Genomic DNA, 23,383 nt, shown 5'->3' on the forward strand with positions numbered 1-23,383 from the left:
TAGGATTTCCGAAAACGATTACGGTCTGATAGGACGGGATCATGAAGGGCATTCGCCGGCTGGCAGAACATCTCGACATTTCGATCGGCACGGTCTCCCGCGCGCTTAACGGCAAGCCGGACGTGAACGAGGAAACGCGCCGGCGCGTGCTGGAGGCGGCCGAACAGCTCGGCTATGTCGCCAACCAGTCAGGCCGCGCACTGCGCAAGGGCGCGACCGGAGTGATTGGTTTCATGATGCAGACCGGGCCGGAAATCACCGGCCAGGGCGATATCTTCTTTATGAGTGTCTTCGACGGTGTGCAGACGGTGCTGGCCCGCCACAAGCTCGATCTCGTCGCTCTCTTGTGTTCATCCGAAGAGGATCCGGACGATTATTTGAAACGGATGGTCGCCCGGGGTTTTGCCGACGGTATCATCCTCTCGGCGACACGGCGCCACGACGCGCGTTTCGAGTTCCTGGCGCGTCACAAGATTCCCTTCATCACGCTGGGGCGCAGCCTCACCGACGTGGATCAACCATGGATTGACCTGAATTTCGAAGGCATGGCGGAAATGTCGGTCGAGCGTCTCGTGAAGGCCGGCCACCGCAAGATCGGCTTCGTCTGGCCGCACGGTGATCTCAATCTCGGATACGTGTTCGTGGAACGCTGCCGGGAAGCGCTGGCACGGCACGGCCTTACGCTTTCCGAAGAACATATCTTTCGCACCAATCCGAACGAGGCCGGCGGTTATGCGGTCGCACGCAGTATCAAAGCAAGCAGCGATCCGCCGACGGCCATTATCCTGGTCAACGAGACCCTTGTCGCAGGGCTCTATCGCGGCCTCGACGAGGTCGGTCTGAAACCGGGGCGCGACATCGCCGTTATCGGCCGGCAAAGCCCCCAGGCGCGGTTTCTGTCTCCACGCCTGACGGGCTTCGACCTATCGCTCAGGGAGCTCGGCATCGCGCTCGCCGAAAGCCTCCTGTCCACTATGCCCGCCTATGCCGGACTCTATCCTCAGGCCGTGCGCAGAAAGCTCTGGCCGATGGCTCTGGTCGAAGGCGAAAGCGGCTAACGGGGCGCGCGGCGGCTCTCTACCAGCGCGGAACGCGACGCTCATAACCGGGGTCGAACTGCTTCATATAAAGCGTATCGTCACGCTCCCTGACGCCTGCCACTTCGTAAAGGGCAGCCAATTCCGCCAGCCGGATGCGATCCAGGGTCACGCCCAGCCCTGGCCCGCGAGGCACAGCCAGTGCACCGTCACGAAAAACGAAGGGCGCCCCTTCAACCACATCCGCGCCGACCCAGGGATAATGCGTATCGCAGTCATAGCCGAGATTGGGTGTGGCCGACGCGACATGAACCATAGCAGCCAACGTTATGCCAAGATGCGAGTTGGAATGCATCGAGATGCCCATATCCAGCACTTCGCAGACCTTGCCAAGATGTGTCGATGCACGCATCCCGCCCCAATAATGATGGTCGGAAAGGACGACCTTGACTGCCCGCTTTGTAAAGGCTTCGGCAATCTGATCGAATTCCAGGACAACCATGTTGGTGGCGAGCGGAATTGACGTCGCGGCGGCGACCTGTGCCATGGCATCCATGCCGGCAACGGGGTCTTCGAGATATTCCAGAACGCCTTCCAGCCTGCGCGCGACATAGATAGCGGTCTCGACGGTCCAGCCGCCATTCGGGTCAATCCTCAGCGGATGGTGAGGAAATGCCTCTCTCAGCTTGAACATGGTTTCGATTTCGAGATCCGGGTGAAGAACACCGCCCTTGACTTTAAGGGACTTGAAGCCATGGTCGGCGACCATTTTCTTCGCTTCGCGGACCATCTGATCGGGTGTGAGCACCTCTCCCCACTCGTCTTTGTCCTGGCCGATATGAGCGCCGAACTTGAAGAACAGATACGCGCTGAATGGCACGGTTTCGCGCACCGCACCGCCGAGCAAGTCGCCCACAGATCTGCCAAGCATCTTGCCTTGTATGTCCATGCAGGGAACTTCAAAAGCCGATGTCACCACATCCGTCAGCTTGTGGTCGGCGACCGCCGTCCTGGCATTGATACCGCCCCCCTCCGGCAGGGCAGCGGCCACACGGGATTTCAACTCGTGAAGGTGAAACGGATCAAGTCCTCTCAACGCGGGTGCGGCGCGCCGCAATCCTTCCAGCGCCTTGATGCTCCCGTAACTTTCGCCGAGGCCGGTTGTGCCATCATCGCAGATCACTTCGATGATTGTCCGCAGGGCATAAGGCTGGTGAACACCCTTGCAGTTCAGCAGCGGCTTGTCCGGGATGGCCACGGGCGTGAGATGGATTTCGGCAATGCGCATTCAATAGCTCCTTCTCACCATCAGGACCGGACCTTCGGTCTTTGCAGGTATCGGCGTCATGCTCGTACCGGACTGGGAACGGGACGGACCTCGATTTTCGCCACATCGAGCCGCAGCGGTTCGGCTTGCGTGTTCAAGATCACGTCGAGATGAAGTTCGGGAACCTTGTTCCCCGGCTTCAACTTCAATGGAGGCGTCCTGAGCGTCCCTCGCCAGGATTGTGACGGGAACGGAAAAGGCGACCCGTCTTCGGACCGGAAGGGCGCAAGCGCAATGCTTTCAAGCCCCTCCTCGGCAGCATCGCGCAGCCTGAGGGAGACACCCACGATGCCCCCGTGTGAGGGTACTTCCATGTCACATATGGCCTCGATCCAAACGCCCGCACCGGGATGGGACAGTTCACCACCCAACCGATGGCTCGTCTCTCCCGCCTCAGACGAAGTCGAGGCAGAGAGTTCGGAAGCAAGATTACCCAGCGGATTGTCTGCCGCGTCGTAACAGTCGTCCTGCGACAACACGCGATCAGGTGCATTGGGAAGGATATGATCAAGATAACCGGCCAGAAGGCTTCCGACCGCAAAACCTCCACGGACGGAAAAATGCGTTCCATCATTGGAGTAACCATCTCGCGGCTCGCCGAATCTGCTCTCCGGGTCCACCCAGGCGTCGTTCCAGTCGAAGACGTGACAATTGGCGTGCCTGGCCGCAAAATCGCGGCTGTGCTGATTGATCCAATGGGCCTTGGCACGCTCCGGGCCGCCTGCCGGCCATTTCTGCGTGCCCCTCGCCAGGATTGGCAGCAGGATCACCGTCTTGCCCGCGTTCAGCAAGGCCTTGACGATCCGGTCCCGGGTGTCGGCGATCGTCTGCCTTGTCTCCACCATCATATCGTTGGTACCCGCGTCGACGATGATGAGATCGAAATCGGACGCCAGCAACCGTGGCAGGCGCCGCTCGATCTCGATCGCTTTCTGTCCGGAAACACCGAAATTGAGGCCGGCAAAGAACCGGCTGCCACCAGCACGATTGGAAGGTTCCCAACCCGGGACGATTGCAGGATCGTGATGGACAGGGCAAGCCAGCCGGCCATGTGACAGCACCTCCGCCCAGCTCATCCAGCCGCGCGCCGAAGTGCCGATGAAGGAGTGATCGCCAATGTGATTCTGCTGCACAAGTGACGTACCGACTATGGCGATACGCCCTGCCCGCGGAAGAAAAACGGACATATTATGCCTCAGGAATAGAGCACGCCGCCATTGATGTCGTAGCAGGCGCCGGTAATGTACGCCGCATCGTCCGAGGCGAGGAAGGCGACAAGCGCGGCAACGTCCTCGCTGGTCCCTTCTCGTTTCATCAGGGCGGCAGAGGCGACCCGTTCGCGCACGTCCGGTTTGGTGAAGGTATCGTGGAAGGTGGTGGCGATCATGCCGGGGCAGACGGCATTGACCCGAACGGCCGGTCCAACCTCCTTGGCGAGCGCTCGCGTGAAGGTCATTACAGCTCCCTTGGATGTGGCGTAGGCGATAGCGCCCGGTCCGCCACCATCTCTTCCCGCCTGTGAGGAGAAGGTCACGATCGCTCCGCCCTTTGCCAACCTGGGAAGGGCAGCCTTGGTGGTCAGGAAAAGCGACGTCAGATTGACATCCATGACCTGGCGCCAGAACGCCTCATCCATGTCTGCCATGGTTTTTCGCGCCACCATGCCCCCCGCGACATGCACGAGCGCATGGATATCACCAAACCTGTCCGCAGCTGTCGTGATGGCTTTCTCGACATCCTCTTTCCGCGTCAGATCAGCGCGGACCGCGATCGCCGCCTGGCCGCGCTGCTCGATTTCGGAAACGGCGCTTCTGGTACCTTCCTCGGCACCGTTATACGTGAGCACGACATTCGCACCTTCTTGCGCGAACCGCAAAGCACAGGCGCGGCCGATATCGCGCCCGGCGCCCGCAACCACGACCGTCTTGTTGGCGAAACGTTTCATCATGAACCTCTTTGGCTGGAATTCCTGGGACTAGAATTTTTTAGGAAGGGTCAGCTTGAAGCGCTGATCATCGACGTCGGTGAAATAGATGTCGGTGGAGAAGCCCTGATCGTCGATGAAGCTGAAGATCCGCTTCGGTTCCTTCAAACTGTAGGGGACCAGAAGCGTCACAAGGCTATGGCTCGTCGATGCCGGGGCTGTGGCGCGGACATGATGATGCCGCTCCAGTCCTTCCAGTTCCGCGGGATCGATGTCAGGGAACCCCTCGACTGCGACGATCTGAGGCGCGCCGGCGGATGAAAAGACGAACTGGCCGTAGAAGCCGGCCTTCTGGCCGTTATACCGGAAACTCGAACGCCCCGCCTGCGGCGCGCCCATGGTGTGGCACAGCCATTGAAGCTCCTGCGGCTCCAGGCATTCGACCTGATCGACGATGACGAAGTAGGAATCGTTGACGAAGTGGATTTCCCGCTCAGCCTTCTGAACCAGGGGATTGACGACCTGATAAGCCGCCGTCGCATCGCCGAGGATGCGAAGGTGTCCAGGTTTTTCTTCAGTCTCGATGATGCGGCCAGCGGCCCGGCGGGCGAGTGCCTTGTCCTTGTCCGCATATTGACCCTTGCCGCCGATCAGTACCGCATTCTTCGACCGCGTCTGCCGGCGCCAGTCACGATGCATGCTGGAGCCAAACGCGACATAGTACCCTGACTGGATCGCAAGATCCTCGCCATAGGCGTAGAGCAGAAATGCGTTCTGATCACCGTGGCTGTGGCTAAGCGATCCATAGGGGCTGGACTTGAAGACGAACTGCAGGTGCCGGTCGGGATCTTCCATATGCCTCTGCACCGCCACCCATCCGATGTCGCTGAAGCAGGCGACCGCCGGCAGATCTTCAGGCGAAATTGCCTGAACCTCCGGAAAGTCATGGCGGTAGACCAGATCGTCGAAGTTCAGGTCCCACCACCCATAGTTATAAAAGGCCATCTCGGTGCCGGCCGCATCAGCCTTGATGCGCTCGAAATACCATTGATAGTGGCCATTGCCGGTTACACCGGCGAACTGGCGGACGTTGTAGCCCACCTTCAATCCCGGCAGGTCACCGAGAGTGGAATCATCGCCGAAACCGGCGCGTCGGGTGCCGGGGGCTTTGGTGTAAAGCGGAAAGCTGCCGGTGTTCTGGAAGAAGGGACGCTGATAGAGATCAAACCCCAGATGGGATCGGATGAGATTGGCGGCCTCGATGAGATAGGCCATGCCCGTCATCCAGTAGTGCGGGCCTTCCGCCCATCCGCCTTCCGTACCCGCCCAAGGCGAATAGAGCGTCGCCAGGAACTCGACGGTGTAGTCCAGCCACTCCGTCGCCTCGTCGCTCTCGCCCTGAAGCGCAATGCAGGCCGGCGTGAGGACCGCTGACAGTGACCGCACCGCGTGGCTGTCATAGGGAAAGACATGGATGCGTGCATGGGCGATGACATGATCGGCAACCTCCCGCGTCCGACGCAGGAGAACTGCCCGGACTGTGGACCGCTCCTCTTCGCTCAAGTGGTCGTAAAGCCAATCATAGCCCCAGGCGAGAGCCACCACGATGCGGAAGGCGGCTTCATCATTGTAGGCGCGCGAGGTCGGACCTTGCGGATCCCAGGCGGCAACAGCAAGCAGCCAGGCACGTGAAGCGTCGAGCAGGTCGCTTCTTCCAAGAACCCGCCCCGCTATCGCGAGATGCCGGATAGCATAGATGACCTCCTGGCAATCGATGTACATCTGCCGCCAAAGGGAGGCGACGCGCACATTGTCGGGATAGGGTTGAGGTTCGGCGATGATGGGACGTTCGATCCACGGTTCGACCGACTTGGAGAGGAAATCCGACCAACCGCAATGATTTGGATCATCGGCAACCGCAGACGCAAAGGACTTGAGCTTGTCTGGATTGAGCCAGAGCCGGGGATGACCGGTGCCGGCTGCGCCATGCCGGGTCTTCCGATCGGGAAGCGGCGCCCGCGGTAGAGCGTCATTGATTTCGAAGCTGCGTACAATGCTCCAGTTCGAACTGCATGCCCGGGACACCGGGTCCCAGAGCGCATAGGACCAGTAATAACGGCCCGCCGGAAGAACCTCGTTCGGCGTGAAGAAATTCCACGCCAGGTTCTCGTAAGTCTGCGTCTTGCTGTCGGTAAAGACAGGATCTGTCGAGATCCGAAGCACATATCTGGCGCCATCATCGATGTCGGGTAACCAGGAAAAACGCGGCGGGTTCTCCCGCGCTGGTCTTTGCTCGCTTGGCACATAATCTATGGTCAACGAACCAGGGCGGGGTTCATCGAGATGAGTTTGCTTGACAATCGCCGGCGCAGAGTGACGCATTCGGCTCGAACTCCTGTGGGAAAATCTGGTGGTGGATGGCGACGACGCACGCCGCCATCCAGAACGACGCAGGATTTAGCGGGCGGCACCATATTGGCGGTCATAGGCCGATTGCATCATGGCTATGACCTTGTCGTAGCCAAGCTCGGCAAGGCGCTTCTTATAGACATCCCAGGTGGCATTGATGTCCTGAGCGCCAAGCACCCAGGTCTGCTGCATTTCGGTCATGTAGGTGAGCAGGCTCGGCCAATAACGGTCATAGACTGCCTTCTCTTCGGTATTCAGAGAGACGCCGAGAAATTCCTGTTTCAGGCAGTTGCACTGCTCATACATGGAGATGCCTTGGAGTGCGATCTTGTTGGTCCATTGCCGCTCGTAGTCGTAGGTCTGCCAGTACCCCCGCGGGATCTGGGCGCCCACCGCCCAGAGCTGCGCGTTGACGGGATCCTTGTTGCCCAGGATCTCCTTCTTGAACTGCGGTTTTCCGTCGACCATTTCGTAAGTCAGGCCTTCGACGCCGTAGTTGGAAAGAATCCGGCCCTGCTCCGAAAACCAGAAGTCGAAATATTTGATGGTTTCCACGGGATGCTCATTGGTCGCGGAGATGGCCCAGCCGGCGGGTTGCACCTGCAACCGACGGGCATCTTCGAACCTCTGGCCGCTCACTGTCTTTGGCGGGAGCATCGGCCGAAGCGCAAATCCCTCGATCTTGCCGGACAACGCATCATTGTAGGTCGATGTGCTGGCGAACCAGTCATGCGTCATGCCACCCAGATTGTTGCCAAGGAGATATTCTCTGGAGCGCGCACCACGCGTGAAGATCTCCTTGTCGATAAGGCCTTCCTTGTACCACTGCGCGACATGGGCGATGCCTGTCTTGTAGTTTTCCTCGGCCCAAGGATGACGGAGCTGACCGTCATAGACCGCGAAATCGCCGTACCGTTCCGATCCTGACACGCGCGCGTCCCACAGGTTGATCAAGCGGACTGCATCCACCTCTTCCCGGGCGAAATACGGCACCTCATCCTTGACGCCATTTCCGTTCGGATCCTTGTCCCTGAAGGCTTTCAGGACCTCGTGGACTTCTTCCGGCGTTTCGGGTTGCTTCAGCCCGAGCTTGTCGAGCCAATCCTGGCGGATGAACCAGCCTCTGGAGAATTTCCCGTCCGGAACATAAGGGATGAAATAGAGATTGCCGTCCGGACCGGAGATCGCACGACGGATCTCCGGGTGACCGTCGAAGAAGGCCTTCAAGTGGGGCGCATGCTCCTCGATCAGATCGTCCAACGGAATGAATGCGCCCTCCAGGCCGTATCGGATAAAATCTTCCTTCAGACCGCCGCTGGCATCTCCGCCAACGATATCGGGAAGCTTGCCGGAAGCGATGAGGAGGTTGAAGGCGTCGCGGCTGCTGGTGGTCGCCAGCGATGCAACGTTACGGACGTGGACGTTGGTGAGTTCGGCCGCCTTCTGCTCGACCGGCCACTTTTCCGAATAGACGTATTTGTCACGGAAATGGAAATGGATCGTCAGCTCCAACGGGTCGTCGGTGATCTTGGTTGTCTCCTGAGACCAGCCCGGCGATGCCGTCATCATGGCCGCGGCCAGCGCCAAGACAGATATTCCTTTATGAAATGCACTCATCGGTAGTTCCTCCCTTTGTCGTCACTCTTTGACCCCGCCCAGCAAAATTCCCTTCGTGAAATATCTCTGCGCGTAGGGATAGATGATGAGAACGGGAATGATGGAGGCGACCATGATGGCTGAGGTCACCGTCTCGAACGAATACTGCGCCGTCAGCAGGCTGGAGGCGAACTCGTCGTTCGAGTTGAGGTCGACGATCACGCGCTTCAGATAAACCTGCAGCGGAATCTTCTCCTCACCGCGCAGAAGCACCATGGCCCAGAAGTAGCCGTTCCAGCGTGAGACGATGCAGAAGAGCGCCACGGTTACGATCGCAGGCTTGGAAAGCGGGATAAAGACCTTCCACAGCAGCTGAAATTCGCTGGCGCCGTCCATCTTGGCCGCTTCCTCGAACGACTTCGGCACGGCCTCGAAGAAGTTGCGCAGCAGGATCACGTTGAAGGCATTGGCCGCAAAGCCGATGATGATGCCGAACCGGCTGTCGAGAAGACCCAGATCCCGCATATTGAGGAAGAATGGGATCATCCCGGCGTTGAACCAGAGCGTAAAGGCGATCGCAAGATTGAAAAAGGTGCGGCCGCGCAGTCGCTTGCGTGATAACGCGTAGGCGCCGGGTATCATGATCGCCAGGCTCATCAGCGTGCCGCCGAAGGTGTAGATGAATGTATTGCCGTAAGCGATCCAGAACATGCGGTCGGACAGGACGCGGTCGTATGCCGCAAGAGTCATGTCCACCGGCCAGAGCGTGACGCGGCCCGCGGTGACGGCGGCGCCGGACGAGAGTGACGCCGAGATGATGTAGATGAAAGGATAAAGCGTCGACAGGACAAACAGACCGAGAAGAATGGCGTTGGCCCAGCCGAATATCCTGTCGCCACGGGAATAGAGATTGAAACTGCTCATCTCAGGCCCTCACCAAAGCGACGTTGAAGAGACTTTTCGGCTGATGCGGTTTGCCGAATAGACGAGGACGAAGGCAATCACTGCATTGAACAGCCCGGCTGCTGTCGCCAGATCGTGTTGAGTCCCCTGCAGACCGGTCCGGTAAATGAAGGTTGAGACGACGTCGGAAGTCTCATAGGTCGGCGGTCGGTAAAGCAGAATGATATATTCGAAGCCGACCTCGACCAGATTGCCGATGCGGATGATCAGCATGATGATGATCGTGGGAAGAATGCAAGGAAGGGTGATGCGCCACATCATCTGCCAACGCGAAGCGCCATCTACTCGCGCTGATTCATAAAGGGTCGGGCTGACACCGGCGATCGCGGCGAGATAGACGATCGATTCAAAGCCTGCTTCCTTCCATACGGATGAACTGACGAACACGGGCCGGAACCATTCAGGCTTCATCAGGAAGTAGATGGGTTCGAAACCGAGGCGGGTCAGAAGCAGATTGACGACCCCTGTGGACGGCGACAGGAAGTTGATGACAATGCCGGCGACGATCACGACTGAGATGAAGTGCGGCAGATAGACGATCGTCTGCGCCCAGCGCCTGGCGACGGCGTTTTGCACCTCATTGAACATCAGGGCGAGAATGATCGGTACAGGGAAGGCGAATATAAGCCCGAGCCCGCTGATGGTGATTGTGTTCCAGAATGCCCTGATGAACATGTCGTTCTGGAACAGAACCTCGAAATGGGCAAATCCGACCCAGGGACTACGCTCGATGCCGCGGAAGATCGAAAAATCCTTGAAGGCGATCAGAAGGCCGTACATGGGTTTGTAGAGAAACAGCGCGAACCAGATGATCATCGGGGCCAGCAGCAGATAGAGCTGCCAATCCCGCTGCAGATCCTCTGCGTGGGTGCGTAGGGCGTCACGAAATTTCTGCTTCATGATCTGCCCTCACACTTCGGTTTTTAGCGTGCGACCGGTCGCAGCGTCGAAGATGTGAATGCGGGTACTATCGACACCCAGCCGGGAAACGGAGTTCAGCTGGTGATTGGAATAGAGGGTTTCCTCCTTTGCGATGAACGACTGGCCGCCTGCCTTTCCATGGAGGAGGGCTTCGGCCCCAAGCGGCTCAACCAATTCGATCGCACATTCGAGCACATCGGGAGCGTTGTCTGCTCTGACCGACATGATTTCGGGGCGGATCCCAAGCTTGATCGGCTGTCCATCCGTTGCGGCAGACGCGAAGGCATCGGGAACGGCAAGACTTTGCCCGGACTGGCCGGCAAGCACGGCCCTCACCGCGCCACCCCGCTTGGCGATGTAGGCATCGAGCAGGTTCATCGGCGGAGATCCGATAAAGCCCGCGACGAAGGTGTTCGCCGGCTCGAGAAAGACCTCCATCGGCGACCCCACCTGCTCGATGTTGCCGAAATTCATGATGACGATGCGATCGGCGAGCGTCATCGCTTCCACCTGGTCGTGCGTCACGTAGATGCTGGTTGCCTTCATCCGCCGATGGAGTTGCTTGATCTCGGCACGCATGTAGGTGCGCAGCTTGGCATCGAGGTTGGAAAGCGGCTCATCGAACAGAAAGACCTTCGGCTTGCGGACAATCGCTCGCCCCATGGCGACGCGCTGACGCTGGCCTCCTGACAAATCGGCTGGTTTGCGAGAAAGGTAGTCGGTCAGGCCCAGGATCTGCGCCGCTTCCGAAACCGCCTGGCTGATCACCTCACGGCGCTCTCCTCTCACACGCAGCCCGAAAGCAATATTCTCCGCAACGCTGAGGTGGGGGTAAAGCGCATAGTTCTGGAACACCATCGCAACGTCGCGATCCTTCGGCGCGATCTTGTTGACCTCCCGGCCACCGATCGAGATCGTGCCTTCGGAGATGTCTTCCAGTCCCGCCACCATGCGCAGCGTCGTGGACTTGCCGCACCCGGAAGGCCCGACGAGCACGACGAACTCTTCAGGCTGGATCGCCAGGCTGATACCGTGGACGACCTCGAAGGCGCCGTACCGTTTGATGACGTCACTGATCTGGACTGCAGACATAAAAGGCCCCTCCTCAAAAGCCTTGGATGGTCAAGCGATCGTTTTGGAGCCTCTTGCGACCCGCTTCTTGGTGACGCGCGTATTGACCTGTTCGATGTAAGCCCAGATCTTCGGGTTCTTGGACAGTTCGGCGATCTTGGATTCGAGCGATCCGAGATGACAGACAACAGCCTCCCGCGCCTGCTCGATGTCGCCAGACTCGATGCCAGCGACAATCTTCTCGTGCTCCTCGATCACTTTTTCAGTGCGACGAACCGCGAATACGCGCTTGAGATGGCGCATCCGGTCCATCTCGCCCTTGGCCTGATTGACCACGCTCCATGCGCCGGGAAGGCGGGCCGCTGCGAAGATCGTTCGGTGGAATTCCTCGTCCAGCAAAAAGAAATCGGTGAATTGCTCGTCCTTTGCGGCAGCGCGCTGCTGAACCAGGCAGGTTTTCAAACGCGCGATGTCTTCAAAAGAATGCCGCTTGGTTGCCTCGATGACGGCGCCTTCCTCCAGCTTGAAGCGGATGAAGCAGGCCTCCATGTAGCGCTGCACGTCGATCGGGGCGATGTATGTGCCTCCCTGCGGCACGACGATGACGAACCCTTCCTCCGCAAGCCGAATAATGGCTTCCCGCACAGGTGTCTTGCTGACATTCAGGAGTGTCGCGACCTCTTTTTCAGAAAGCGCGCGCCCCGGCAGAAGCTTCACCTCAACGATAAGCTTGCGTAGCAGAGCATGAATCCGGTTGGTCATGTTGCCGCCTGGCGGCAACTCAAGGGGTGTAACGAGATCGGAGAGAGGTAGCGACGGGAACTCGACCGTATCCGACATATCAAATCCATATCTGAGATATTAGTTTATAATTTGATATCTTGGAGGCTCTCGGCTGTCAATAGATGCCCTGGATGAGAAATTGCCTGGGACGAGACTGGCACCTTCCAATGCATGCGCATCGTCGCGGCTTCCCATACGAGATGAGATGATCGGCCGGGGCCGGTTCACAGCCTCGCCTGTTGCCAAAATTCGAACGGAGCAAACGAAAGATAGCACTTTTCGGCAACGCAAACGTTTGAGATATTTCGGAAAATTCCCGGCAGGATCGAGACTGCGATGGCCTACATCATTACCGAACCCTGCATCGACGTGAAGGACGGCGCCTGTACCGCAGCCTGTCCCGTCGACTGCATCTATGAGGGGGGGCGGATGTTTTACATCCACCCCGACGAATGCATCAACTGCGGTCTCTGTCTGTCGATCTGTCCGGTGGATGCCATCGCTTACGACGAAGAAGCGACGGAGGCGCAGAAGAGGTTCATTCCGGTCAATCGCGATTATTTCGGACCCGGGATCGCGGCACTCGGCTCTCCCGGTGGCTGGGACAAGAGCCGTACGACGGCCAAGGATCACCCACTGGTTATGAGTGCGTCGAAGACGGCAATCCGGTAGGCCACTTTGCAATCAGGCTGCTACGAGCAGCGCTTCGCGATCCCGAGAGCGTCAGACCCGGGTTGGAGCCGAATGTATCGGCCAGCTTTCGCAACAGGCACGTGTCGCCGCAACAAGCTTGCGGCAGCGGTCTCTCTCGACGATGACGCGGTAGGTCCCTTCCGCCGTCACCGTCTGATAACCTCCGTGATTTGTTCCGCAAACTTTTCGAGATCGGTGCTCATGGCCTCTATCACCGCCTCCGTGGCGTGGGTGAGTTGCCTCTGTCGAGGTGCCACAATGCCGACCTCCATATTCTGCAGCCGAGAGCCGGCGATCGGGAGCGCCACCACTTCACCTGCATTCAGTTCCTTCAACAGGCCAAGAGGCGTGAAGAAGGCGACGCCTGCACCCGAAAGGATCAGCGGCTTCAGCATCATCTGGTTGTTCGTCGCAACGAAGGTACGCCCGACGCGGTCCAGCGCGGCAAGTTCCACGGCAATCATAGAACTCATCACCTCGTTATCGAGCTGCAGCAGCAACTTGAATTGCGCACATTCCTGCAATGTCACGCTCTTTTGCCGGGCGAGTGGATGGTGACGCGAAACGATTGCCATCAGCGGCATGCGTACACCGTATACGAGCTTGATGTCGTGCGGTCGCGCCAGATCAAAGGTAACGCCGATGTCGCAATCGCCATCGGCAACGAAATGAAAGATGTTGTTGAAATTGTCCGCCCGGATGCGGAAGTCGACGGCCGGGTTCTTCTGATGGAAACCCACCACGAATTCCGGCAGGAACTGCACCGTGAGGCTATCGAGACAGGCGATATGCACCCGGCCCGTGCGCTTCCCCTGCAAATCGCCGAGATCGGATTTCATGATCTCGTAGTGCTGCATGGTTTCCTTGGCATGCTTCAGGACCACCTTACCCGCGGCGGTCAGGCGCAGACCATCTGAAAAGCGCTCGAACAATGGAGTGCCGAGTTCGTCTTCAAGCTTGCGGATCTGCCGGCTCACCGCCGAGGTCGCCACGTGCAACTCCTCGGACGCCTTCCGGATGGAGCCGGAGCGTGCGACTTCGATGAAATATTTCAGGATGCTGGCGTGCATGAATGTCCCCCAATATCCCGAAATTCATACCATGCTCATCGTCCTCGCCAAACCGGAGCGCGTTTCTCGCGGAAAGCCGCCACACCTTCCATGGCATCCTCGCTCTGGAGCGCGCGGACGAGTGCCGGGGTGCGCAATCCCTGCGCGTCGGCAGGACTAAGGTGGCCGGTACGGTTCACCGTCTGCTTGATCGCTTTCAGGGAAAGAGGAGCGCAGACGACGATCTCGTTCACCCACCGGTCCACGGCTGCGTCGAGCTCTTCATAGGGAGTGATCTCGTTGACGATGCCGAACCCATGCATCTCTGCTGCGGTGAACTGTCGACCGGTCAGCATCACCGCCATAGCCTGGTTATGGGCGATTTTCCGCTGCAGCAACACCATCCCCCCGTCGAGCGGCATGCGCCCGACACGGGCTTCCGGCAGACCGAATTTCGCCGTATCCGCCGCGATCACGATGTCACAGCCTAGCACCATCTCGAAGCCGCCGCCGAGCGCATAACCATTGACGCGGGCGATCACCGGCACGTCGAGCGACCTGCGGAAGGCAAGGCCGCCGAATCCGTTCACCCGGCTTTCTGCCCAGTATTCGAGGCCGGTCTTCGTGCCACTGCCTTTGAGGTCGGCTCCCGTGCAGAAGGCCTTGCTGCCACTGCCGGTCAGCACCACGCAGGAGATGTCGTCGCGAGCTTCGATCTCGGTCCAGATGGTTTCGAGCTCCTGCTCGGTCGCCGCGTCCACGGCATTCATCCGCTCCGGACGATCAAGAGTAACGCGCGCCACCCGGTTCTCGACGGAAAATCCGACTGTCATGCCGCGTCTCCGCGCTCGGCTTCGAGCGATGCGAGAATCTCGTCATTGTGCTGGCCGAGACCTGGCGGGGGGATGCGAACCGAAACCGGTGCCGCCGACATGTCGATCGGCGAGCCGATCAGGCGGATGGGACCGGCCGCCGTTTCACCGGCCTCCAGGATCATCTTGTTGATGATCGTCTGTTCATCCTCCAATGCCTCGGCAAGGTTGCGGACGGGGGCGCACAGAATATCCACCTCCTCCAGCCGCTTCAGCCAATGGGCGTTGCTGTTCTTCGCGAAATTCTCGCGGAAGATCGCCTGCAGTTCCGGCCGATGCTCCATCTGGGCGTCGAAATCCCTGTACCGCGGCTGCTGGGATAGGTCCTCGATCTCCAGCGCGTTGCAGATGTCCTGAAGCGGGTTCTGCTTGAAAGCGCCGACCATGACGATCGCGCCATCCGTGGTGTCGAACACGCCGGTCAGCGGAAAGGCGCCCCAGTTGAGATCCTTTTTGCGCATCATGTGCGCCGCACCTTCCTGCATCTGCATCGCCAGCATGGAATTATAGAGGCTGACGGCCACCTGCTGCCCTTCGCCGGTCTTTTCCCTGTGCAGGAGTGCAAGCAGGATGCCCTGGACGAGATGCATGCCGGCGGAGTAGTCGGCAAGCGGCGTCGCATAGATGGAGGTCGGATGGCTGCTGTCGGACTTGCGCCGCATCACTCCCGAGAGTGCCTGGGCGAGGATATCCTGTCCACCTTTGTGCTGATAGGGACCGGTTAGTCCGAAACCGGTACCGACCGCATAGATCAGCCGCTTGTTGATCTTCTTCAGATCATCGTAGCCGAAGCCCATCCGTTCCATGACGCCGGGACGGAAGTTGTTGACGACAACGTCCGCCTCCGCGATCAAGGCAAGCACGGCATCGCGCGCTTCCTTGAGTTTAAGGTCCAGAGCTAGGCTCTTCTTGTTGCGGTTTAGCGAGCAGAAGACCGGATTGTTGAGGCCATCCGGGTCCGAACCGAGCGACCAGCGCGACAGGTCGCCGATCTTGGCCTTCTCTATCTTGATGACCTCGGCGCCGTAGTCGGCCAGCGTCTGCGTGCAGCAGGGACCGAGCATGACCTGCGTGAAATCGATCACGCGGATGCCGTCGAGCGGGAGAGAGTTCATTCCGCAGCCTCCAGGAATGTTGCATTTTCGGACGGGATGTCGCCGGGATCGGCACCCTGCGCCCGCATCTGTTTCTGGATCGCGCGAATATCGGCTTTCCGAACGGTGGTTCCGGCATTGAGAGCCACGGCGGCGGCGACGCCGGCGGCCTCGCCCATGGCCATGCAGGGCGGGATTTCGCGGCTCGATTTTTGTGCCTGCGGCGTTGCCGAATAGTGACGCCCGGCGACGATGAGTTGATCGACTTCACGCGGCAGCATCGACCGGTAAGGCGTATAATAGTCGCGGCCACGGCAGACTGTGTCGGCAAAATGAACGCGGTTCATGACGTCGTCCTTCGTCACGACATATTCGCCCTCAAGCAGCCTCGTCTGGCGCACACCCGTCTGCGGCGCGAAATCCACCACATAGGCCTTCTCGAATCCCGGCATCTTTTCGCGAGCGAAATCGAGCAGCCGTCCGATACGGGCGCGGCCTTCGAGTTCCGCCTTGGTCAGGTCCTCTGTCTTGAGGCCGGAGAGGTTCGGCATATGCGGGCAGTTGAGCCAGACAGTGCCCGGCAGCGGAGTCTTCAGCCACCAAAAGGACCAGCAACCACCGATCAGGCGCTTGGCCTCGTGATCGATCGTCTTGAAGGCTTCCGGTTCCTCGAATTCGAAGCGCTCGGCGGCATCCGTATCGACGCCGCCCCAGCGGGAGACGGTGGTCAGGATGAAGTTTGATTCCACATATGAGGCGCCGGCCGACGCCGCGACGTCGAGGTCGCCGGTCGTGTCGATGACGATATCGCCGAGGATCGCTTCCATGCCCGACTTGGTCTGGCAAATGACGCCCTTGATGGTCTTGCCTTCCATGATCGCGGACGAGAACCAGCTATGGGTTCGAAGCTTTACGCCGGCTTCGGTCAGCACGTCATAGGAAGCGCGCTTGAAGCCGTCCGGATCGAAGGCGGCGGAAAAGCAGATCGGATGCGGCATGGACTGGGTGTGGAAGTCGAAGAGGCCCCAACGCGCCCAGCGTCGCCATGCTTCCGGTGTCTCGCGGATGTCGAGTTCGCGATCGCGACCGGTCGGCGTGACGCAGAGGTCCCATTTCTTCATCCGCTCGATCATCTCCATGCAGATGCCCTGCACGGTGACCTCAAGTCCGTTGATCATATCGTCAAGCACCAGCACCATGCCGCCGGCCGCAAGTCCGCCGACATAGGGGTAGCGTTCGAGCAGCGTCACCTTGGCGCCGTTGCGGGCTACGGAAACCGCCGCGGAAATGCCCGCGGGTCCTCCGCCGACGACCACCACATCGGAACGGTCGACCACTGCGACGTCGCGCGCCGCCTGAAGAATTGTCTGTTGCATTGGTTCAAACTCCCAGGGAACCGGATCAGAGGACGGTCGGGTTTAATGCGAGCCGGCCGGCTTCCAGCGGATCATCCGGGCCTCGATCACCGAGACGATGAAGAAGAGGACGACCGCAAGGGCCGCGGCGATCACGACGGTCGCGTAGAGCAGCGGTGAGCGGAAATTATAGGTGGCCTCGATGATGACCGCCCCAAGCCCGAAGCTGGAGCCGATCCATTCGGCGACGATCGCTCCCATGACGCTGCTGGTCGCGGCGATCTTCAGAGCCGCAAACAGGAACGGCATGGAACTCGGCAGCCGCACTTTCCAGAGGATTTCGCTGTTGCTGGCCGAAAGCACTCGCATCAGGTCGAGCATGGCCGGGCTTGCGGATTTCAGGCCCTGCACCATGTTGACGAGCGTCGGGAAGAAGCAGATCAGCCCGGCGATGATGATTTTCGGCGCAAGTCCATTGCCGAAGATCAGCACGAGGATGGGCGCCAGCGCGATGATCGGGATCGCCTTGATGAAGACCGCGATCGGATAGAAGGCCTTTTCCGCCATCGAGCTGTGTACGAACCAGATCGCCAGTAGGATCGCGACGAGATTGCCGAAGAAGAAGCCGAGCACCGCTTCGAGCAGTGTCGGCAACATGTTCGTCCAGAGAATTCCGGCATTCTGCTGGAAAGCGTAGGCGACATCGATCGGGCTCGGTGCCATGAAGGTCGGGATCTTGAAGAACCAGACAACCAACTGCCAGAGAACGATGAGGCCCATGGCTGCGGAAATCGCCGGCATGTGCCTGGCGAACACGCCAGCCGTGGCGTCGAGAAGCGCGATCTTGCGCTCCGTATCGACCCGGGATGAGACGACCTGGCTCATAGGCATTCCTCCAGGAGGCCACGCAGATGTGCGGTGACCTTGATGAACTCCACCGTGTCGCGCGCTGCGAGCGAACGCGGGAAGGGCAGTTCCACCTTCATGAACTCCTTGACCCGGCCCGGATGCGCCTGAAGCATCAGGACGTTCTGGCCGAGAAAGGCGGCTTCCGGAATGGAATGGGTGACGAACAGGATCGTCGTTCCCGTCTCCTGCCAGACGCGCAGCAATTCCTCGTTCAGCCGGTCGCGGGTGATCTCGTCGAGGGCACCGAACGGTTCGTCCATCAGGAGAATGCGCGGCCGGGTGATGAGCGCACGGGCGATCGCCACGCGCTGCCGCATGCCGCCGGAAAGCTCGTGAGGAAGCGCATTTTCGCGCCCCTTCAGACCGACCATGGCCAGTAGTTCATGCGGGTCCGCATGGTCGCCGGTTTGGGCGTGCTTGCCGACTTCCAGTGGCAGCCGCACATTGTCGAGCACGGTTCGCCAGGGCAAGAGGGTCGCATCCTGGAAGACGAAGGCGAAGTCGCGACCTTCACGCGCTTCCTGCGGACTGCGGCCGAACACGGAAATCGATCCGTCGCTGATATGCACGAGATCAGCCACGCATCTCAGAAGCGTCGACTTCCCGCAGCCGGAAGGACCGAGCATGGTGACGAAGGCACCTTCCGGAATCTCCACGGAAACATCGGATAGTGCGGTGAATTCGTTGTTCCTGTCGCCGAACCGGACGGAGAGGTTCCGGATCGAAACCGCCGTGGCGGCCGGCTCGGTGCGTGGAACGTTCGGCTTCAACTGCGCCGCTCCCAACATTGCGATTACCCCACCTGTTTGCGGGCGTCGATGGTTGCTTCGAGGATGGAGAAGTTGACGACATCATCCACCGCCGGCACAGTGCCCTTGAACTGCTTGAGGTCGGCATAGGCCTTGATCTGCGCGGCCCAGTTCTCGCGCGTCATCGTGCCCCAGCCGGCAGCCTTGGTCGTGTCTCCGAAGGAGAAGTCGACGCAGGGGCCGACGGCCCGGAGCTCGCTCGGCTTGTCGAGGATCGGATAGGCCTCACAGAGATATTCCACGGCTTCCTGCTGATTTTCGCGGACAAAGCCCCACCCCTTGGCCGCAGCGCGGGTGAAGCGCTCCAGGACGTCGGAATGTTTGTCGATCTGATCGTCGGTCGTGTAGTAGACGTTGGCATAAAGCTGCAGGCCACTGTCCCAAAGCATCATGTCTACGCGGTTATCGCCAAGCACGTCGAGCGCGTTGACGTTGGTGAGCCAGCCAGTGGCCGCATCGGCTTGTCCGGTGATAAGCTGATTCATGTCCGAGCCCATGTTCACCATCTTCACCTGATCTTCGGCGATGCCGTTCTTGGCGAGCAGGGCGCGCAGCAGGATAAAGGCCGTCGGCTGAGTGGCGATCGTCTTGCCGATCATGTCCTTCGGTTCGCGGATCGGCTTGGTCTTCAGCGAGAAATAAGTGAAGGGATGCTTCTGGTATCCGGACAGGAAGGCCTTGACGGGCATTCCCGCCGATCGCGCCAGCATGACCGAAGGGCTCGACGAGATCTGACCGATCGCAGACTGACCGGAAGCGACGCCGGCCACGCCGTCGACGCTTGGCCCGCCAGGCACGATTTCGAGTTCGACACCCTCCTCTTCGAAAAAGCCTTTCTTTATCGCAGCGACCTCCCCCAGCAAGCCGTTCGAGGCGAGCCAGCCGAGCTGCATCCTGACTTTGGCCGTATCCTTGGCAAGGCCTGCCTTTATACCGATGAAGCTGGATGCTGCAGCAAGGCTGCCGATGGCGGCTGTTTGAGACATGAATCGCCGGCGATTCAGCATGAAATTGGACATAGTGTTCCCCTGTTTTGGATCCGACACCGGAGGTGCCGGCTTGGCTGCGTCCGGTCTCAACTGCCGGATTGAAGGTAGGATGGCGCAATGCCGCGTTCTAATAAAGAACAATATTTCGTATATACGGTTGCCAAAAAGGCAACGCCTACAAGAATTGATCAAACACTGGCAGATCGCTGCCGCAGTTGAATCACGACGGCAATCGCGACGGCTCATCAGATGAAATCCGGGGTTGCCAAGGTCTGCTATACGGAAAAACCTGACGCTCGACAGCCGCTGAACGGATGCCTTGAGCTGCATTTGGATTTATCTCAAGCATGGGGTGTCGGAATTTCGTTTAGCCAGTCGTCTTCAAGATGGACGAGCTATGGAGAACACCAATGACTATTACCATTACCGCCTTTGAACGGTCGCCAGATCGCGGCAAGGGTCTGGCGCGTGACATGCGCGTTCGCTGGGCGCTCGAAGAAGTTGGCCAGCCTTACGACGTTCGCCTTCTTTCGTTCAAAGCGATGAAGGAACCCGCCCATCTCGCGCTTCATCCTTTCGGCCAGATTCCGACCTATGAAGAAGGCGATCTCGCCCTGTTCGAATCAGGGGCGATCGTATTCCATATCGCGGAGCGCCAGCCGGGCCTGCTGCCGGACGATGCGAATGCCCGGGCACGTGCGATCACATGGATGTTTGCTGCGCTCGACACGGTGGAGCCGCCGATCTTCGATCGCGCCCTCGTCAGGATCCTCGAACGTGACGAGCCCTGGTACGAGCAGCGCCTGCGTGTCCTCGAGGACACCATCCGGAAACGGCTGAGCGGTCTTTCCACCCGCCTTGGCGATGCCGACTGGCTCGATGGCGCATTCAGCGCCGGTGACCTGCTGATGGTGACGGTGCTGCGCAGGTTGCAGGGATCGGGCATGCTGGAAGAATATCCGAACCTCGCAGCGTACGTCGCCCGCGGCGAAGCGCGTCCCGCTTACAAGCGTGCTTTCGATGCTCAGTTGGCGGTTTTCACCGCCGCATCGACCGGCTGATATAGATCCGCTCCGGGCTCGAAGCCGGGTCTTTCGCCCAGTTTATGAGGCCCGCTCCCTGGCAAATGGCCTTGCGCGGAGCAGCCTACGCGATTGGCACGTCAGGCCATTCGTGGCAACTTGTCACCCAAGGAAAGTTGCCAAGGAGCCGACGATGCCAGCCCTACCCACCCTGAATATCGTACCGTTCATCAGCGTCGAGAACATGATGGACCTTGTGCTGAATATCGGGATCGAGACATTCCTCGATGAATTGGCGGCCTATATCGAAGCTGATTTCCGCCGCTGGGAAGTCTTCGACAAGGTGCCGCGCATTGCCTCCCATTCACGCGAGGGCGTAATCGAGCTGATGCCGACCAGCGACGGTACGCTTTATGGGTTCAAGTATGTCAACGGCCATCCGAAGAACACGCGCACCGGCCGACAGACCGTGACGGCATTCGGTGTTCTCTCCGATGTCGATAGCGGCTATCCCCTCCTCATCTCGGAAATGACCATCCTGACAGCGCTGCGTACGGCAGCGACCTCGGCAATGGCCGCCAAATATCTTGCTCCGGAAAACGCCGACTGCATGGCGATTATCGGCAATGGCGCGCAAAGCGAATTCCAGGCGATCGCCTTCAAGGCCCTGCCCGGCATAAGAAAGTTGCGCCTCTATGACATCGACCCGAATGCCACGAAACGCTGCGCCAAAAACCTGCGAAACTTGGGATTCGAAATCCAAGCCTGTCGATCGTCTGAAGAGGCGGTCGAAGGCGCCCATGTCATCACGACGGCAACGGCCGACAAGCAGTGCGCCACCATCCTGACCGACAACATGGTTGGACCCGGTGTTCACATCAATGCCGTCGGCGGTGATTGCCCGGGCAAGACCGAGCTCCATCGGGACATTCTCCTGCGTTCGGATATCTTCGTCGAATATCCGCCGCAGACCCGCATCGAAGGGGAAATCCAGCAGATGCCGGCGGATCATCCGGTCACCGAACTCTGGCAGGTCATCGCCGGCCTTGCACCCGGCCGGAAGAACGGCGCGCAGGTGACGCTTTTTGACAGTGTCGGCTTTGCGATCGAAGACTTTTCGGCACTGCGCTATGTCCGCGACAAGCTCTCCGGCACCAATCTCTATGAAAATCTCGACCTGCTCGCCGATCCGGACGAGCCGCGCGACCTCTTCGGCATGCTCCTGCGCAGAAAAGCTCTGACCGCCACATCTCGGAAACCCGCATGAACCGAAGCAATTCTTCTCCGCGGGCATCCTGCGCGAGAAGCGCAATCAGATCGCCGGTCTTCACGTTACTCAGTCGGAGTATAGTGCGGCCAAAGCCTTCAAAGCTCTATGCAAGGAGACTCGCACCGCCACCTCGGTCATTTTCAGACGGTCAGCGGTTTCGCGCACGCTCGATCCTTCAATCGAGATTGATTGCACTATTGTTCGTTGTGGATCCTTCAACCGGTCCAGCACCCGTTCTATGTCGATGCGATCCGAGGTGTTAACGCGCTCATCGCTCTCGAGCGTTGCAATGACATCTTCCAGCGGGACGCTGGCCTGTCGTCCACGTCTGCGCATGCTATCGACAAGCTTGTTGTGCACGATTGCGGAAATCCATGGCCCGAGCGGCCGGGATGGATCCCACGTCCCTCGCTTCAGATGGATCGCCAACAGCACTTCCTGAACCACGTCCTCGGCCTCACTTGTCGGTGCGCCAAACTGTTCGCAACGCTTCCGCGCCATCATGCGCAGGTGTGGCGTGAGGGCAGTCAGCAGTTTTTGATAAGCACGGCTGTCGCCCGCGATTGCCAACCGCATCCAGGCGGCCCATTCCATTTCACGCGCCTGATTTCTCATCCGACATGTCCTTCTTCGGCGCGGCATATGGCTTGTCGTCTTTCACGTCGGGTTCGAGCAACGCGAAGATAGGTTTGATCAGACCTTCCATGAGGTCCCTCTCTGGCCGTGTTCGTGCGAGCACCCGAATCCCAAGAAGGGTGCACAAAAGTGTGCGGGCCATGTCGGTTGCAGTCTGGTAGCGGCTGATCGTTCCATCTTCCTGTCCTGCCTGGAGACAACGCCTGAAGAAAGCCTCCACTTGCAGCAACACGTCGGCGACCACGCGCTGAAACTCTTCATCGTGAGGCGCAACCTCGAGAGCCGAATTGACCAGCATGCATCCTTTCCGCCTCGTGTCGCTTAGTGAGCGGTCGATAATTTCGACAAAGAACGCATGAATAGCTTCACGTGGCGGTTTCTTTTCGAAACGCCCGACCCGATCGACAAAACTCTGCTTCACGTAAAATTCCAGAGCCTTGCGATAAACGGTCCGTTTGTCGCCGAACGCATTATAGATGCTGGCCGTGGTCAATCCCATCACTTGCGCCAGATCGCGGATCGAAGTTGCCTCGTATCCATGGTCCCAGAAGTGCTCGACGGCCAGCAAAAGCACCTTTTCATCATCGAATTCTCTCGGTCTGGCCATCTTTATCTCTCATGTTGCCGCTCGCGTTACCTTGCTGACGACAGCGG

General features: G+C 59.3%; 22 protein-coding genes. 4 read left to right on the top strand and 18 right to left on the bottom strand.

Annotated elements, in window-relative coordinates; all coding sequences use genetic code 11:
* Nucleotides 1-41 precede the first annotated feature (41 nt).
* Nucleotides 42-1,058 carry a LacI family DNA-binding transcriptional regulator gene (locus tag JL39_RS17320; RefSeq protein WP_037153071.1) on the top strand — a complete coding sequence of 339 codons (1,017 nt, stop codon included), beginning with the start codon at nucleotides 42-44 and terminating at the stop codon, nucleotides 1,056-1,058.
* Nucleotides 1,059-1,077: 19 nt separating this feature from the next.
* Here the strand turns inward: JL39_RS17320 and JL39_RS17325 are convergent, their stop codons facing one another.
* The 9 genes from JL39_RS17325 to JL39_RS17365 all read right to left on the bottom strand — a co-directional run bounded on the left by JL39_RS17325 (nucleotide 1,078) and on the right by JL39_RS17365 (nucleotide 12,088).
* The gene (locus JL39_RS17325) at nucleotides 1,078-2,325 is read right to left on the bottom strand and encodes a glucarate dehydratase family protein (protein ID WP_037153074.1); all 1,248 of its coding nucleotides are present in this window, start codon (nucleotides 2,323-2,325) and stop codon (nucleotides 1,078-1,080) included.
* 56 nt (nucleotides 2,326-2,381) lie between these two features.
* A complete protein-coding gene (locus JL39_RS17330) occupies nucleotides 2,382-3,551 on the bottom strand; it encodes an SGNH/GDSL hydrolase family protein (protein ID WP_037153077.1) in 1,170 nt (389 codons plus the stop codon).
* 8 nt (nucleotides 3,552-3,559) lie between these two features.
* Nucleotides 3,560-4,309, bottom strand: a complete 750-nt coding sequence (locus tag JL39_RS17335) for an SDR family NAD(P)-dependent oxidoreductase (protein WP_037153756.1) — start codon at nucleotides 4,307-4,309, stop codon at nucleotides 3,560-3,562.
* A gap of 30 nt (nucleotides 4,310-4,339) precedes the next feature.
* Nucleotides 4,340-6,670 carry an alginate lyase gene (locus JL39_RS17340; protein WP_037153080.1) on the bottom strand — a complete coding sequence of 777 codons (2,331 nt, stop codon included), beginning with the start codon at nucleotides 6,668-6,670 and terminating at the stop codon, nucleotides 4,340-4,342.
* A 75-nt stretch (nucleotides 6,671-6,745) separates the two neighbouring features.
* A complete protein-coding gene (locus tag JL39_RS17345; protein ID WP_037153082.1) occupies nucleotides 6,746-8,314 on the bottom strand; it encodes an extracellular solute-binding protein in 1,569 nt (522 codons plus the stop codon).
* A 21-nt stretch (nucleotides 8,315-8,335) separates the two neighbouring features.
* On the bottom strand, nucleotides 8,336-9,217 hold the full coding sequence (locus tag JL39_RS17350) for a carbohydrate ABC transporter permease (RefSeq protein WP_037153085.1): 882 nt from the start codon (nucleotides 9,215-9,217) through the stop codon (nucleotides 8,336-8,338).
* Nucleotides 9,218-9,226: 9 nt separating this feature from the next.
* Entirely contained in the window at nucleotides 9,227-10,156 is a 930-nt protein-coding gene (locus tag JL39_RS17355; RefSeq protein ID WP_037153088.1) for a sugar ABC transporter permease, read from the bottom strand.
* A gap of 9 nt (nucleotides 10,157-10,165) precedes the next feature.
* On the bottom strand, nucleotides 10,166-11,269 hold the full coding sequence (gene ugpC, locus JL39_RS17360; protein ID WP_037153091.1) for a sn-glycerol-3-phosphate ABC transporter ATP-binding protein UgpC: 1,104 nt from the start codon (nucleotides 11,267-11,269) through the stop codon (nucleotides 10,166-10,168).
* Between the two features lie 30 nt (nucleotides 11,270-11,299).
* Nucleotides 11,300-12,088 (bottom strand): GntR family transcriptional regulator, encoded by a 789-nt coding sequence (locus JL39_RS17365; RefSeq protein WP_081952878.1) that lies wholly within the window; start codon nucleotides 12,086-12,088, stop codon nucleotides 11,300-11,302.
* 279 nt (nucleotides 12,089-12,367) lie between these two features.
* On the opposite strand from JL39_RS17365, the gene fdxA reads away from it, so the two are divergent.
* Nucleotides 12,368-12,703, top strand: coding sequence for a ferredoxin (gene fdxA, locus JL39_RS17370; RefSeq protein WP_037153094.1), 336 nt, complete (start codon nucleotides 12,368-12,370; stop codon nucleotides 12,701-12,703).
* A gap of 167 nt (nucleotides 12,704-12,870) precedes the next feature.
* Here the strand turns inward: fdxA and JL39_RS17375 are convergent, their stop codons facing one another.
* Genes JL39_RS17375 through JL39_RS17405 form a run of 7 tightly spaced genes read right to left on the bottom strand, consistent with a single transcriptional unit; the run spans nucleotide 12,871 to nucleotide 19,831 of the window.
* A complete protein-coding gene (locus JL39_RS17375) occupies nucleotides 12,871-13,794 on the bottom strand; it encodes a LysR family transcriptional regulator (protein ID WP_037153097.1) in 924 nt (307 codons plus the stop codon).
* 35 nt (nucleotides 13,795-13,829) lie between these two features.
* Nucleotides 13,830-14,606, bottom strand: a complete 777-nt coding sequence (locus tag JL39_RS17380) for an enoyl-CoA hydratase-related protein (RefSeq protein ID WP_037153100.1) — start codon at nucleotides 14,604-14,606, stop codon at nucleotides 13,830-13,832.
* The gene (locus tag JL39_RS17385; RefSeq protein ID WP_037153103.1) at nucleotides 14,603-15,760 is read right to left on the bottom strand and encodes a CoA transferase; all 1,158 of its coding nucleotides are present in this window, start codon (nucleotides 15,758-15,760) and stop codon (nucleotides 14,603-14,605) included. The genes JL39_RS17380 and JL39_RS17385 overlap by 4 nt, the downstream gene beginning before the upstream one ends.
* Nucleotides 15,757-17,115: an FAD-dependent oxidoreductase gene (locus tag JL39_RS17390; RefSeq protein WP_037153105.1), complete on the bottom strand. Its 1,359-nt coding sequence runs from the start codon at nucleotides 17,113-17,115 to the stop codon at nucleotides 15,757-15,759. The genes JL39_RS17385 and JL39_RS17390 overlap by 4 nt, the downstream gene beginning before the upstream one ends.
* 42 nt (nucleotides 17,116-17,157) lie before the next feature.
* The gene (locus tag JL39_RS17395; protein ID WP_037153108.1) at nucleotides 17,158-17,979 is read right to left on the bottom strand and encodes an ABC transporter permease; all 822 of its coding nucleotides are present in this window, start codon (nucleotides 17,977-17,979) and stop codon (nucleotides 17,158-17,160) included.
* Nucleotides 17,976-18,791 (bottom strand): ABC transporter ATP-binding protein, encoded by an 816-nt coding sequence (locus tag JL39_RS17400; RefSeq protein ID WP_037153111.1) that lies wholly within the window; start codon nucleotides 18,789-18,791, stop codon nucleotides 17,976-17,978. Before JL39_RS17400 ends, JL39_RS17395 begins: the two co-directional genes overlap by 4 nt.
* 5 nt (nucleotides 18,792-18,796) lie before the next feature.
* Complete coding sequence (locus JL39_RS17405) at nucleotides 18,797-19,831, bottom strand: ABC transporter substrate-binding protein (RefSeq protein WP_037153114.1); 1,035 nt, start codon at nucleotides 19,829-19,831, stop codon at nucleotides 18,797-18,799.
* A gap of 380 nt (nucleotides 19,832-20,211) precedes the next feature.
* Here JL39_RS17405 and JL39_RS17410 point away from each other — a divergent pair, with 380 nt between their 5' ends.
* Nucleotides 20,212-20,862: a glutathione S-transferase family protein gene (locus tag JL39_RS17410; protein ID WP_037153116.1), complete on the top strand. Its 651-nt coding sequence runs from the start codon at nucleotides 20,212-20,214 to the stop codon at nucleotides 20,860-20,862.
* Nucleotides 20,863-21,016: 154 nt separating this feature from the next.
* Complete coding sequence (locus JL39_RS17415) at nucleotides 21,017-22,090, top strand: ornithine cyclodeaminase (protein ID WP_037153119.1); 1,074 nt, start codon at nucleotides 21,017-21,019, stop codon at nucleotides 22,088-22,090.
* A gap of 69 nt (nucleotides 22,091-22,159) precedes the next feature.
* Here the strand turns inward: JL39_RS17415 and JL39_RS17420 are convergent, their stop codons facing one another.
* Both JL39_RS17420 and JL39_RS17425 read right to left on the bottom strand, forming a co-directional pair.
* Nucleotides 22,160-22,708, bottom strand: coding sequence for a sigma-70 family RNA polymerase sigma factor (locus JL39_RS17420; RefSeq protein ID WP_037153121.1), 549 nt, complete (start codon nucleotides 22,706-22,708; stop codon nucleotides 22,160-22,162).
* Nucleotides 22,689-23,336 carry a TetR/AcrR family transcriptional regulator gene (locus tag JL39_RS17425; protein ID WP_052182940.1) on the bottom strand — a complete coding sequence of 216 codons (648 nt, stop codon included), beginning with the start codon at nucleotides 23,334-23,336 and terminating at the stop codon, nucleotides 22,689-22,691. Before JL39_RS17425 ends, JL39_RS17420 begins: the two co-directional genes overlap by 20 nt.
* Between the last annotated feature and the right edge of the window lie 47 nt (nucleotides 23,337-23,383).

Source organism: Rhizobium sp. YS-1r (assembly GCF_000757525.1).
Taxonomy (GTDB): Bacteria; Pseudomonadota; Alphaproteobacteria; order Rhizobiales; family Rhizobiaceae; genus Neorhizobium; species Neorhizobium petrolearium.

What these genes read in the sequence shown, in the direction of transcription:
- JL39_RS17320 (WP_037153071.1), top strand. Translation starts at nt 42, where the DNA reads ATGAAGGGCATTCGCCGGCTGGCAGAACATCTCGACATTTCGATCGGC.
- JL39_RS17325 (WP_037153074.1), bottom strand. Translation starts at nt 2,325, where the DNA reads ATGCGCATTGCCGAAATCCATCTCACGCCCGTGGCCATCCCGGACAAG.
- JL39_RS17330 (WP_037153077.1), bottom strand. Translation starts at nt 3,551, where the DNA reads ATGTCCGTTTTTCTTCCGCGGGCAGGGCGTATCGCCATAGTCGGTACG.
- JL39_RS17335 (WP_037153756.1), bottom strand. Translation starts at nt 4,309, where the DNA reads ATGAAACGTTTCGCCAACAAGACGGTCGTGGTTGCGGGCGCCGGGCGC.
- JL39_RS17340 (WP_037153080.1), bottom strand. Translation starts at nt 6,670, where the DNA reads ATGCGTCACTCTGCGCCGGCGATTGTCAAGCAAACTCATCTCGATGAA.
- JL39_RS17345 (WP_037153082.1), bottom strand. Translation starts at nt 8,314, where the DNA reads ATGAGTGCATTTCATAAAGGAATATCTGTCTTGGCGCTGGCCGCGGCC.
- JL39_RS17350 (WP_037153085.1), bottom strand. Translation starts at nt 9,217, where the DNA reads ATGAGCAGTTTCAATCTCTATTCCCGTGGCGACAGGATATTCGGCTGG.
- JL39_RS17355 (WP_037153088.1), bottom strand. Translation starts at nt 10,156, where the DNA reads ATGAAGCAGAAATTTCGTGACGCCCTACGCACCCACGCAGAGGATCTG.
- ugpC (WP_037153091.1), bottom strand. Translation starts at nt 11,269, where the DNA reads ATGTCTGCAGTCCAGATCAGTGACGTCATCAAACGGTACGGCGCCTTC.
- JL39_RS17365 (WP_081952878.1), bottom strand. Translation starts at nt 12,088, where the DNA reads ATGTCGGATACGGTCGAGTTCCCGTCGCTACCTCTCTCCGATCTCGTT.
- fdxA (WP_037153094.1), top strand. Translation starts at nt 12,368, where the DNA reads ATGGCCTACATCATTACCGAACCCTGCATCGACGTGAAGGACGGCGCC.
- JL39_RS17375 (WP_037153097.1), bottom strand. Translation starts at nt 13,794, where the DNA reads ATGCACGCCAGCATCCTGAAATATTTCATCGAAGTCGCACGCTCCGGC.
- JL39_RS17380 (WP_037153100.1), bottom strand. Translation starts at nt 14,606, where the DNA reads ATGACAGTCGGATTTTCCGTCGAGAACCGGGTGGCGCGCGTTACTCTT.
- JL39_RS17385 (WP_037153103.1), bottom strand. Translation starts at nt 15,760, where the DNA reads ATGAACTCTCTCCCGCTCGACGGCATCCGCGTGATCGATTTCACGCAG.
- JL39_RS17390 (WP_037153105.1), bottom strand. Translation starts at nt 17,115, where the DNA reads ATGCAACAGACAATTCTTCAGGCGGCGCGCGACGTCGCAGTGGTCGAC.
- JL39_RS17395 (WP_037153108.1), bottom strand. Translation starts at nt 17,979, where the DNA reads ATGAGCCAGGTCGTCTCATCCCGGGTCGATACGGAGCGCAAGATCGCG.
- JL39_RS17400 (WP_037153111.1), bottom strand. Translation starts at nt 18,791, where the DNA reads ATGTTGGGAGCGGCGCAGTTGAAGCCGAACGTTCCACGCACCGAGCCG.
- JL39_RS17405 (WP_037153114.1), bottom strand. Translation starts at nt 19,831, where the DNA reads ATGTCCAATTTCATGCTGAATCGCCGGCGATTCATGTCTCAAACAGCC.
- JL39_RS17410 (WP_037153116.1), top strand. Translation starts at nt 20,212, where the DNA reads ATGACTATTACCATTACCGCCTTTGAACGGTCGCCAGATCGCGGCAAG.
- JL39_RS17415 (WP_037153119.1), top strand. Translation starts at nt 21,017, where the DNA reads ATGCCAGCCCTACCCACCCTGAATATCGTACCGTTCATCAGCGTCGAG.
- JL39_RS17420 (WP_037153121.1), bottom strand. Translation starts at nt 22,708, where the DNA reads ATGAGAAATCAGGCGCGTGAAATGGAATGGGCCGCCTGGATGCGGTTG.
- JL39_RS17425 (WP_052182940.1), bottom strand. Translation starts at nt 23,336, where the DNA reads ATGGCCAGACCGAGAGAATTCGATGATGAAAAGGTGCTTTTGCTGGCC.